At 57.9% G+C, this 11,824-nt stretch carries 9 protein-coding genes; 2 read left to right on the top strand and 7 right to left on the bottom strand.

Annotation, left to right across the window (positions count from 1 at the left end; all coding sequences use genetic code 11):
• Positions 1 to 39 precede the first annotated feature (39 nt).
• Positions 40 to 642, top strand: a complete 603-nt coding sequence (locus ACODR9_RS22130; protein ID WP_488812434.1) for a flavin reductase family protein — start codon at positions 40 to 42, stop codon at positions 640 to 642.
• A gap of 67 nt (positions 643 to 709) precedes the next feature.
• Here the strand turns inward: ACODR9_RS22130 and ACODR9_RS22125 are convergent, their stop codons facing one another.
• The 6 genes from ACODR9_RS22125 to ACODR9_RS22100 form a co-directional block, all read right to left on the bottom strand.
• Positions 710 to 1,630 (bottom strand): VirK/YbjX family protein, encoded by a 921-nt coding sequence (locus ACODR9_RS22125; protein ID WP_488812432.1) that lies wholly within the window; start codon positions 1,628 to 1,630, stop codon positions 710 to 712.
• A 105-nt stretch (positions 1,631 to 1,735) separates the two neighbouring features.
• Positions 1,736 to 1,987, bottom strand: coding sequence for a PhaM family polyhydroxyalkanoate granule multifunctional regulatory protein (locus ACODR9_RS22120; RefSeq protein WP_488812430.1), 252 nt, complete (start codon positions 1,985 to 1,987; stop codon positions 1,736 to 1,738).
• A 77-nt stretch (positions 1,988 to 2,064) separates the two neighbouring features.
• The gene (locus tag ACODR9_RS22115) at positions 2,065 to 4,350 is read right to left on the bottom strand and encodes an NADP-dependent malic enzyme (protein WP_488812428.1); all 2,286 of its coding nucleotides are present in this window, start codon (positions 4,348 to 4,350) and stop codon (positions 2,065 to 2,067) included.
• A 151-nt stretch (positions 4,351 to 4,501) separates the two neighbouring features.
• A complete protein-coding gene (locus ACODR9_RS22110) occupies positions 4,502 to 5,830 on the bottom strand; it encodes a TRAP transporter large permease (protein ID WP_488812426.1) in 1,329 nt (442 codons plus the stop codon).
• Positions 5,830 to 6,423, bottom strand: coding sequence for a TRAP transporter small permease (locus ACODR9_RS22105; protein WP_488812424.1), 594 nt, complete (start codon positions 6,421 to 6,423; stop codon positions 5,830 to 5,832). Before ACODR9_RS22105 ends, ACODR9_RS22110 begins: the two co-directional genes overlap by 1 nt.
• Positions 6,424 to 6,486: 63 nt before the next feature.
• The gene (locus tag ACODR9_RS22100) at positions 6,487 to 7,491 is read right to left on the bottom strand and encodes a TRAP transporter substrate-binding protein (protein ID WP_488812422.1); all 1,005 of its coding nucleotides are present in this window, start codon (positions 7,489 to 7,491) and stop codon (positions 6,487 to 6,489) included.
• 139 nt (positions 7,492 to 7,630) lie between these two features.
• On the opposite strand from ACODR9_RS22100, the gene ACODR9_RS22095 reads away from it, so the two are divergent.
• Complete coding sequence (locus ACODR9_RS22095) at positions 7,631 to 9,934, top strand: PAS domain-containing sensor histidine kinase (RefSeq protein ID WP_488812420.1); 2,304 nt, start codon at positions 7,631 to 7,633, stop codon at positions 9,932 to 9,934.
• Between the two features lie 39 nt (positions 9,935 to 9,973).
• Here the strand turns inward: ACODR9_RS22095 and nadB are convergent, their stop codons facing one another.
• Positions 9,974 to 11,554, bottom strand: coding sequence for an L-aspartate oxidase (nadB, locus tag ACODR9_RS22090; protein WP_488812418.1), 1,581 nt, complete (start codon positions 11,552 to 11,554; stop codon positions 9,974 to 9,976).
• Positions 11,555 to 11,824 lie beyond the last annotated feature (270 nt).

Genomic DNA, 11,824 nt, shown 5'->3' with positions numbered 1-11,824 from the left:
AGAATGGTGACATCAAGAATCAGCCAAGCGGTGACAGAAATGGATTGTGATGTCAGAGAGCTGGATCGTACCGCCCTGTACAAACTGCTGACTGGCAGTGTACTACCGCGCCCCATCGCCTGGCTCAGCACGCAGGATTTGCTGGGCGTGGCCAATTTGGCACCGTTTTCCTTTTTTACCGTGGCCGGAGTCAATCCGCCCATGTTGGCCGTCACCATCCTGAAAAAGCCGGATGGCAGCGACAAGGACAGCCTGGCCAATATTCGCGCCACCGGTGAGTTTGTGGTGAATATCGTTACCCAGGCGCTGGTTGAGGAAATGAACCAGTCCTGTGCCGCCTACCCGGCGGAGGTTGATGAATTTGATCTCGCCGGGCTGGAAAAGGTGCGCAGCAAGCAGGTAAAGGCCCCTGGCGTGGCGCGCTCGCCAGTGCGCTATGAGTGTGTGCTGCATACTTGCCTCGACCTGGGACATGGGGCGGGCGGCAGCACGCTGGTGCTGGGTGAAATCCGCCATGTTCATGTGGCGGATGCCGTGTATCAGGAAGGCCATGTCGATGTGCAGGCACTGCACCCCATCGGCAAGCTGGCGGGAGATACCTATACCCTGGTGCATGAGGATTTTTCGCTGCCCCGCCCGTGAAGCCTGTTGGTCATGCCAAAGAAAAAAGCACCAGCCAGGTGCTTTTTTCTTGTCTGCCGGCCTGGCATCAGCGCAGGGCGTGGCTGATTTTTTCTGCCATTTCATCCAGCAAGGCATAGCGGCGGTTGTATTCGCTGCGCTTTTTGCTGGCAATTTCTTCCATCGGCTTACGCGGAATGGGGAAGGGGATGCGGAAGTATTCGGTGTTGATCTTCTCGGCACCGATATCCAGCCAGAAGCTGTCGTAATCAGCCTGGAACTCCTTCCGGTAGCGCCAGGAGCTGTAAATATGGCTGTCCTTGCACACGGCCAGCACTTGCTGGCAGCCCATTTCACGGGCAATGACGGTCAGGGCTTCCAGTACCAGCCGTTTGGGGAACAGACCGTGACAGGCCTTGGTGGCAGTACGGATGCATTCATGACCAAACTCCTTGCGTGGGCCTTGCAAGCCACCAATCAGCGCCACCGGCTGGCCCTGGTACTGGCACAGGGTAAAGGTGAGGGTGGCCAGTGCCACTTGCTGGGCATCGATAAACTGCAGCGACAGCTCGCCTTCCTTGTCGAAATAGTGGTTGTGCCCCAGTACCCAACTGAAGCTGCTTTCATCCTTGCCCGTGACGCTGGCAATGCAGATATTGTCCAGCGACAGCAATTGGCTGCGGACATGGGCTGGCAGCTGCAGTATCCGGCCATAGTGCTGCTGCAGGATCTCCACCTTTGCCGTATTGCCCAGGCTGCGGTGCAGATAAGGCCGGTGCAGCTTTTGTGACAGCCGAGGTGCCAGTTTCAGGTAGTCGAGCAAGAGTGGCTGGCTGCTCAGATAGCTTAGCCAGCGGTAGCTGCTGGACAGGGAGAGCAGGCTGCGCAATACCAGCTTGATGCGGTTTTTGCGCTCATCCAGATAATCGCGCCGGGAAAAGTCGCCACTGGCCAGCTGTCCCAGTAGCCGGACAGGGTGAGGCCTCGAAGGTGATTCGATAGTTTTCACGCAGAGTTCTTCTAAAAGCGTTCATGCACGGAGATGCATTATTGTTTATCCGGGTGTCGGCGTCTTTGGCCGGCTTGTCCCGTCGTCGTTACCGTTTGTGACGGTTTATTTTTTGTCTTCGCGTGGTTTTAGGGCCGCCATGGCGGCGCGCTGCATTTCCAGGGTTTTCATTTGCATGGAAAGCATGCCCAGATTCATGGTTAGCCAACCTTCCACCACGCGCAGTTCTGCCAGTTTGCGGTCGATTTCTTCCTCGCTCATCGGTGGGAGAAAGGGCTGGGCGCTGGCAGGAGTGGCAGTTTGCCAGAACTGGCGAAACATGGCGAATGGGTCGTTCGGGGTGAAATCGGCGCTCATGGCTGGCTCTCCTGGTCAGAAATAGAAAACGGGCAAGCACTGGCTTGCCCGTTCAGTATAAGACCAAAGATGACAGCTTAGCTGTTGCTGGCTGCTACCTGCGCATCCACGGCAGCCAGGGCTACCATGTTGACGATACGACGTACCGAGGAGATCGGGGTCAGGATGTGTACCGGCTTGCTCATGCCCATCAGGATCGGGCCGATGGTCACGCCGTCAGAGGCCGAAACACGCAGCAGGTTGTAGCTGATGTTGGCAGCTTCCACGTTCGGCATGATCAGCAGGTTGGCCGAGCCCTTCAGCGTGGTTTCCGGCATGGCCTGGGTGCGGATGGCTTCCACCAGGGCGGCATCGCCCTGCATTTCACCGTCGATTTCCAGGTCAGGCTGAGCGTCACGGATCAGTTCCAGTGCAGTACGCATCTTGTCGGCGGATTCGCCATTGATGGTGCCGAAGCTGGAGTTGGACAGCAGGGCGGCTTTCGGTGCAATACCGAAACGCTTCATGGCTTCCGACGCCATCTTGGTGATGCCGGCCAGTTGTACTGCATCCGGCTTGGCATTCACGTAGGTGTCGGTGATGAAGATGTTGCCGGTAGGCAGGATCAGCGCATTCATGGCACCGGCCACCTTGTCGGCATTGTTGTAGCCGAGTACGGTTTCCACGATTTCGAAGTGCTGACGGTAAGTACCGTAAGTACCGCAGATCATCGCATCGGCATCGCCGCGACGTACCATCAGCGCACCGATCAGCGTGGTGTTACCGATGACGCGACGACGGGCCTGTTCCTGGGAAACGCCCTTGCGTTTCATCAGGTTGTAGTAGTCCTTCCAGTATTCGGCAAAGCGCGGGTCGGATTCGTTGTTGACCAGCTCGAAGTCCTTGCCGATTTCCAGTTTCAGGCCCAGCTTTTCGATACGTTTTTCGATTACGCTCGGACGGCCGATCAGAATGGGCTTGGCCAGGCCGGCCAGTACGATTTCCTGGGTGGCATGCAGTACGCGCTCGTCTTCGCCTTCGGTCAGCACAACACGCTTGCTTTCCTTCTTGGCTTGCGAGAACACCGGCTTCATGAACAGGTTGGTCTTGTACACGAACTGGGTGAGCTGATCGACATAGGCGTCGAAATCCTGGATCGGGCGAGTAGCCACGCCGGAGTCCATGGCAGCCTTGGCCACGGCCGGGGCGATCTTCACGATCAGGCGCGGGTCGAAGGGCTTCGGAATCACGTATTCCGGGCCGAAGGACAGCTCTTCGTCGCCGTAGGCGGTGGCCACGACGTCGGACTGTTCGGCCATGGCCAGGTCGGCAATGGCGCGTACAGTGGCCAGCTTCATTTCTTCATTGATGGTGGTGGCGCCCACATCCAGCGCACCACGGAAGATGAAGGGGAAGCACAGCACGTTGTTCACCTGGTTGGGGAAGTCGGAACGGCCGGTGCCGATGATGGCATCCGGGCGCACTTCTTTCACCAGCGGCGGCAGGATTTCCGGTTCCGGGTTGGCCATGGCCAGAATCACCGGATGCGCGGCCATGGTTTTCACCATTTCCTGAGTGACCAGACGCGGGCCGGACAGGCCCATGAAGATGTCGACGCCTACCATGGCATCGGCCAGCTTGCGCTTGCCGTTGTCGACAATGGCGTAACGCTGCTTGGATTCGTCAAGCTTCTCGTCACGGCCCTGATAGATCACACCCTTGGAGTCGCAAACCGTGATGTTTTCACGTTTCACGCCCAGTGCAACCAGCAGGTCCAGGCAGGCGATGGCGGCGGCACCGGCACCGGATGCAGCCACGCGGACATTGGCGATGTCCTTGTTGACCAGGCGCAGCGAGTTCAGCACCGCGGCAGCGGCCACAATGGCGGTACCGTGCTGGTCGTCGTGGAAGACCGGAATGCCCATGCGCTCACGGCACTTCTTCTCGATGTAGAAGCACTCGGGGGCCTTGATGTCTTCCAGGTTGATGCCGCCGAAGGTCGGTTCCATCGCGCAGATCATGTCCACCAGCTTGTCCGGGTCGTTTTCGTTCAGTTCGATGTCGAAAACGTCGATGCCGGCAAACTTTTTGAACAGCACACCCTTGCCTTCCATCACCGGCTTGCCAGCCAGCGGGCCGATATTGCCCAGGCCCAGTACGGCAGTGCCGTTGGTGATGACAGCTACCAAGTTGCCGCGTGCGGTGTACTTGTAGGCATTGAGCGGATCTTCCACGATGGCGTCACACGGGGCGGCCACACCGGGGGAGTAGGCAAGGGCCAGATCGCGCTGGGTTGCCAGCGGTTTGGTCGGGGACACCTGGATCTTGCCGGGCTGAGGAAACTGGTGGAAATCGAGTGCGGCTTGGCGCAGTTGCTCGTCCATTCGTGAACTCCTGGGTGGTTTCTTATGGTCGTTTTGAATAATTTAGCTGAATATTATAAGGGCTAACCCTCTATCGGGGCTATGGTCCTGTCAGACAAAGTACGCGGCAAGAGGTTTTCACCTCTGCCGCGTTGCTTGTCTTGTCCTGCTTTTATTGCATCATACCTAACATTCGTGGCAGCCACAGCGAGATACCGGGCAGATACGTCACTGCGATCAGGAAGCCCAGCATGGTCAGCAGCCATGGCCATACGGCCACAGTCAGCTCGGTAATACCCATCTTGGTGATGCCGGAGGCCACGTACAGGTTAAGCCCTACCGGCGGATGGCACATGCCGACTTCCATATTGACTGCAATCAGAATGCCGAAGTGTACCGGATTCACCCCCAGCTTGACTGCAACCGGGTACAGGATGGGTGCCATGATCAGCACAATGGCCGACGGGTCCATGAAGTTGCCTGCAGCCAGCAGCAGGATGTTGGTCAGCAGCAGGAAGGCAACGATGCCCAGGCCCTGTGCGGTCATCCAGGCGGCCATTGCCTGCGGAATCTGCTCGGATGCCATCAGGAAGGAGAACAGCACGGCATTGGTGATGATGTACAGCAGCATCGAGCTCATCGACGCGGCATTGATCAACACACGCGGCACGTCTTTCAGCCCCATGTCCTTGTAGACGAACACGGCGATGATGAAGGCGTATACCGCAGCCATGGCAGCGGCTTCGGTCGGCGTGAAGATGCCACTGTAAATACCGCCGATTACCAGCACGATCAGCAACAGCCCCCACACGCATTCACGGAAGGCTTGCAGGCGCTCGCCCCAGCTGGCGCGCGGCAGACGCGGGTAGTCAAACTTCTTGGCACGGTACCAGGTGGTCAGGCCCAGCAATACCGACAGGCACAGGCCGGGCAGCACGCCGGCCATGAACAGCTGGCCTACCGAGGCGGTGGATACGCTCATGCCATTTGGTCCGGTCACATCCATGCCGGCAGTGGCAATCGAGTACATCACCAGATTGATGGACGGCGGAAACAGGATGCCCAGTGCACCGGAGGTGGTAATCACCCCGGCACCAAAGCGTTGCGGATAACCTTGCTTGACCATAGCTGGCAGGATGATGGAGCCAACGGCTACAACAGTGGCAACGGATGAACCGGTAATGGCGGCAAACAGGGCGCAGGACACCACGCCAGCCAGACCCAGGCCACCATACCAGTGGCCCACCAGGGTGGTGGCAAAGCGGATCATCCGTTTGGCGACACCGCCATGCATCAGGAAGTTACCGGCAAGGATAAAGAAGGGAATCGCCATGATTTCGAACTTCTCGATGCCAGTAAATAGCTTGAGCGCTACCGACTGAATAGGAACGTCCGTCATGGTGAACAGAAAGGTCAGTACCGTCAGACCCAGCGAGATGGAGATCGGCATGCCGGTCAGCATCAGGGTAAGCAGCAGACCGAAAATGATGAGTGTGGTCATTAGTGCTTGCCTCCGTGGTTCAGATCGTGCGGGTGCAGATTGTCCAAATCCTCGGCACCTTCCTCGATGCCATCAACGTGGCCGTGGTCGTGCTTGGGCAGGGTGCCGGTCTTGATGAAGTTCCAGGCCACTTGCAGAAAACGGAAGCACATCAGGGTAGAGCCGCAGGGAATGGCCAGGTAAACCAGCCACATTGGCGCTTCCAGATCGGGCGAGGTCTGGTCGGTATGGGCGATTTCCCAAACGAAATTGCCGCCCAGTACGGCGATGACACCGGTAAACAGTGCACCGGCCAGCAGGCCGAACACGATGAACTTGGCGCGGTTTTTGTCTGACAGGCGGTTGATCAGCACGTCCACACCCACGTGGATGCCGGTACGCACGCCGTAGGCTGCGCCAAATTTGGCCATCCAAACAAACAGGTAAATGGTGAGCTCCTGAGCCCAGGCCATATTGATGTGGGCCAGGTAGGGCTGCAGGGTGTCGATGCCCGAGCCGTAGCGGTGCAGAACCGCGACGAAGGTGATGAGGGTGGCGCTTCCCATCAACAGGGCAATCATCCACTCCTCCAGATGATCGAGGAATTTCAGCATGATTGTTCTCTTTTCGCAAAAAGAGCGTGGGTGCCACGGCACGCACGCTCGATTCAGGGCTGATCAGTTGTTGGGGTTGAAACCGGTTTCTTTATAGATGGCCTTCAGCAGGTCCGGGCCAATGCGGCTGGCCATCTTGGCGTGGACTGGCAGCATGGCTTTCTTGAAGGCAGCACGTTCGGCGGCAGTCGGCGTGTAGACCTGGGTTTTGCCGGAGGCCTTGATGGCGGCCAGTGCACGGTCGTTTTCCTTCTTGGCAATGTCATTGGCGTACTTGGAGGCATCGACAATTGCACCATCCAGCTGGGTGCGCACATCAGCCGGCAGGCCGTCCCAGAACTTCTTGTTGACGATGACGGCATAGCCCAGGAAGCCGTGCTGGGTCAGAGTCAGCTGTTTTTGCACTTCATAAGCCTTGCTGGTGTACAAGTTGGAGGCTTCCAGCTCGGTACCATCCACCACGCCGGTTTGCAGGGCCTGATAGACTTCGGAGAAGGCCATCACTTGCGGCAGTGCGCCTACCGAGCGCATTTCTTCTTCCAGTACCTTGGAGGACTGGATGCGGATCTTCATGCCCTTCAGGTCAGCCGGGGTGCGGATCGGCTTGTTGGCAGAGAAGTTCTTGAAGCCGTTATCCCAGTAAGCCAGGCCCTTGATGCCCTTGCTTTCCAGCTTGCCCAGCAATTGCTTGCCGATGGCGCCGTGCATCACTTTATTCACTTCGTCGTAGTTGTCGAACACATACGGCAGGTCGAAAACTTCAAATTCCTTTACGCCCAGCGGGCCAAACTTGGCCAGCGACGGGGCCAGCATCTGAACCGCGCCAAGTTGCAGGGCTTCCAGTTCTTCCTTGTCCTTGTAAAGCTGGCTGTTGGGATAAACCTGTACCTTGACCTTGCCATGGGTACGCTCTTCCGCCAGCTTTTTGAAATATTCAGCAGCCTTGCCCTTGGGGGTATCGGGCGATACCACGTGGCTGAACTTGATGACGATTTCACCAGCAGCCTGAGCCAGGCCAGCTACACCAAAGGAAGCACCGATCAGCAATGCAGCAATCTTCAGTTTCATGAGTCTCTCCGTTTGCGTTGAATGTTTTTGCTTTGTATTACAGCCCTTGTCAGCGGGCTGTTAATACCGTGTAAAGTAGAAGGCGCACCAACAACATGCCATTGGGGACTTCATCATTGGGGTTTTCCCGTATCTGCCTATGCACGTTATCGATTTGCTTGCCCGTCGCCGTTCTCCCCGCCTGTTATGGCTGGGTACCTCGCTTACCCTGATTGCCCTGGTGCTGGCCCTGGGCGGCCTGTTTTATCTGGTTTACCGCGACTGGGTGGATGAGCAGCGGGATAATCTGATTCAGGAAGTGCTGTGGCTGGAGCAGTCGATGCGGCTGCATATGGAAGGGCAGCAGGAGTGGGCCGAGGGTGTGGCATCAGATATTGCTAATGGCAACCTGACCCCGGCGCGTTTCATTTCCAGTGCGGCATTCCTGATGCGGGAAAGCCCGGAAGTATTGCTGGTGCAGCAGATCGACCCAAACGCCATGTTGCTGCGCGATCAACACGGCCAGGTGTTGCCGGGCAAGATCTTGCATGGTGACGAATACGATGCCGTGTGGCGGGCCACGCGCTTGCGCCGCGCATCATATGGCCAGCCCTACCGCCGTGCCGATGGCAAGTACCGTTTCGATCTGGCAGTACCCATCATCGCCAATGAAAAGGTGCTGGGGAGCATCCGGCTGGTGTACCAGTTCGATCAGCTCTTGCACCGGCAGGTGCCGTGGTGGATTGCCTCCAAAAATTACATCAGCTTTGTTGACGTGGGTGGCCGTACGCTGGCCAGCAAGTTCGACCCTTCCGAACACCCCGGCAACATCTCTCATCAAACCAGTTTTGACCCGCCAGGCTTTGGCGTGTACCTGCGTGCCGTTAGCTACCGCTCCGGGCTGGGACTTACCCTGCCGGTACTCACCGGCCTGATTACCCTGCTGGCGCTGGCATTGCTGTATTCCATCTGGCGCATCCGGCGCCATATGCGCGAGCGCTCACGCGCCGAGCAGGCATTGTCCACCGAGGTGGCCTTGCGTCAGGCCATCGAAGACTGCATGAAGAGCGGTCTGGTGGCTATTAGTCTGGAAGGCGAAATCCTGCGGGTGAACCGTGCTTTTTGCGAAATGCTGGGTTATGCCCCGGAGCAGTTGGTGGGGCAGCGTCCACCGCATGTATTCTGGCCCGCCAGTGACCATCAGCAAATGCGCGCGGCAATGGATGCGGTCAGGCAGGGTATGCAGCCGGAGCAGGGCTTCGAGTTGCGCTTTGCCTGCCAGAATGGCGATTTTGTCGAAGTGCGGCTGTATGCCACGCCACTGATTGAGCGGGATGGCAGCCATCGTGGCTGGATTGCCGCGTTGTTTGACATCACCGAGCGCAAGCGCCAGCGTTTGGCACTCAATGCTTCGCACCAGCGCTTCCTTACCGTACTCAATGGCATGCAGGCAGGGGTCTGTGTCGTGAGCCAGCAGAGCGGCCAGCTCCTGTATGCCAATCCCACATTTTCTTTCCTGTGGCTGGCAGAAGAGCCGGATGCACCCTCTTGCCTGTTGTTGCCTGGGCTACGCGAAGAACCGGAGCAAGATGATCTGGCCAGTGAATTTACCCTGCAGGATGGCAAGCAATGGTTCCAACTGCAGCGCCGCCGGCTGGAGTGGGTAAGCGGTGAAGCAGCCTGGCTGGTGATTCTGGCCGATGTGACGGAAGAGCGCGAGCGGGAAGGGCGGGCACAGGCGCAGCAGGAACGCTTCCAGACCACCTCGCGACTGATTGCCATGGGTGAGATGGCTTCCAGCCTGGCCCACGAGTTAAATCAGCCGCTCACGGCGATTTCCACCTACTCGGCTGGTCTGGCCCGGCGTCTGCCGGAGAGTCTGGCGCTGCCCTCCGGGGTGCGCGAGGCGGTTGCTGCCATCAGTCAGCAGGCGCAGCGCGCAGGGCAAATCATCAAGAGCATCCGCGCTTTTGTAAAAAAGCACGAACCGCAGCTGGAAAATGTCGATCCCGCCCGCGTGGTGGCGCGTGCTGCTGGCCTTGCAGAGATGATGGCGTTCAAGGCTGGCGTACAGCTGGTGATCGAACAGGACCCGACAGACTGCCGCTTGGACATGGACCCGGTGCTGATTGAGCAGGTACTGCTCAATCTGATGAAAAATGCCATCGAAGCCATGGTGGAGGCGCAGACACGCAGGCCGCATATCATCGTGCGTACGGTGGTCGGTGCGGCTTTCTGGCGCGTCGAGGTAGCGGATAATGGGCCGGGGTTAGCGGAAAACATCAAGAACGAGCTGTTTACGCCGTTCTACTCGACCAAGCCGGATGGGATGGGGATTGGTCTGAATATCTGCCGATCGATTGTCGAGTTCCACCGTGGCGAGTTCAGCGTCAATGCCAGCGTGACCGGCGGCTGCGTGTTCTGGTTTACCTTGCCATTGCAGCGCGGCAACGGCCTGCAATGAAAAACGGCACCCTGGGGTGCCGTTCTGTCTTGCTAACCTTCAATGCTGTGCGGGCTGCAGTATGGTTTCCTGCGTTTCTTCCAGCATTTCCGGGTAGTCGCGGCTGTAGTGCAGACCACGGCTTTCCTTGCGCAACAGTGCCGAGCGTACGATCAGTTCTGCAGTCTGCACCAGATTGCGTAGTTCGATCAGGTCGTTGGTGACGTGGAAGTTGCTGTAGTACTCGTTGATTTCTTCCGATAGCAGGCGGATGCGGCTTAGTGCGCGCATCAGGCGCTTGTTGGTGCGCACGATGCCGACATAGTCCCACATGGCGCGGCGCAGCTCATCCCAGTTGTGCGAAATCACCACTTCCTCGTCGTTGTCCGTTACCTGGCTGTCATCCCAGTCCGGAATCGGCGGCAGGGTAATATCCGGAGCTGCCAGGATGTCTTCCGCTGCCGCCTTGCCAATCACCAGGCATTCCAGCAGCGAGTTGCTGGCCAGGCGATTGGCACCATGCAGGCCGGTGCAGGCTACTTCACCTACCGCGTACAGCGCGTCCACATCGGTATGGCCGGTCAGGTCAGTCACCAGACCACCGCAGGTAAAGTGCACGGCAGGTACCACCGGAATCGGCTCCTGGGTGATGTCGATGCCAAGCTCCATGCAATGGGCGTAGATATTGGGGAAGTGTTCCTTGATGAAATTGGCCGGTTTGTACGAAATGTCCAGATAGACACAGTCCAGACCATGCTTTTTCATTTCGAAGTCGATGGCGCGGGCGACTACATCGCGCGGGGCCAGTTCGGCGCGAGGATCGTGATCCGGCATGAAGCGGGTGCCATCCGGCAATTTCAGAATGCCCCCTTCGCCACGTACCGCTTCAGAAATCAGGAAAGACTTGGTGTGCGGGTGGTACAGGCAGGTGGGATGGAACTGGATGAATTCCATGTTTCCCACCCGGCAACCGGCACGCCAGCCCATGGCAATACCATCGCCAGTCGCCGTATCCGGATTAGTGGTATAGAGGTAGACCTTGCCCGCCCCCCCCGAAGCCAGCATGGTGTGCTTGGCCGAGATGGTCACCACATGGTCCAGAGTCTTGTCCAGTGCATACACGCCATAGCAACGCTTGCCTTCCAGCCCCAGCTTACGCGAGGTAATCAGGTCAATGGCAATGAAGTCTTCCAGCACGGTGATGTTCGGGTGAGCCTTGATCTTCTGGCCCAGGGTGGAGGTCACCGCCGCACCCGTCGCATCCGCCGCATGGATAATGCGTCGGTGGCTGTGGCCTCCTTCACGTGTCAGGTGATAACCCGTCTTGTGGGTGTCGTCACGGGTAAAGGGCACACCCAGCGCAATCAGCCAGTCAATCGCCTCTTTGGAATGCTCGACGATGAAGCGGGTGGCTTCTTCATTACACAATCCGGCCCCGGCGATCAGCGTGTCGCGGATGTGCTCCTCCACCGAATCCTCCGTGTCCAGCACGGCGGCAATGCCACCCTGGGCATAGGTCGAGCTGCCTTCCAGCAGATCGCGCTTGGTAATCAGACCAACTTTACGCGTGGCAGCCAGATGCAAGGCCAGGGTCATGCCGGCCAGACCGCTACCGATAATCAGAACATCAAACTTGAGCATGGCAGATGCCGCCGTCAGGCGGAGTAGGGCAGTTTGCAGAAGGCTAAAGATTAGCAGAAGCGCTGCAGTGCGGCATCTGCATTATCCGTGTGAAGCCTATATATATATATAGATTGGCTGCAAAAAACCGTGATTTGGGGATATGTATACAGGGTTAATTTGCAGACTATGGGCAGTGATGCTTTGAGTAGAGGTCCTGCTGTCATTGCACTGCAATAAAACCCGCATTTCATAAAGCATTGCCGCTCAGTGACTTAGCGCGTGGTGGGC

The sequence above is a fragment of the Aquitalea sp. FG25 genome, assembly GCF_057809375.1.
The sequence above is the reverse complement of the archived record's forward strand: the minus strand, read 5'-3'. Positions and strand labels throughout refer to the sequence as shown.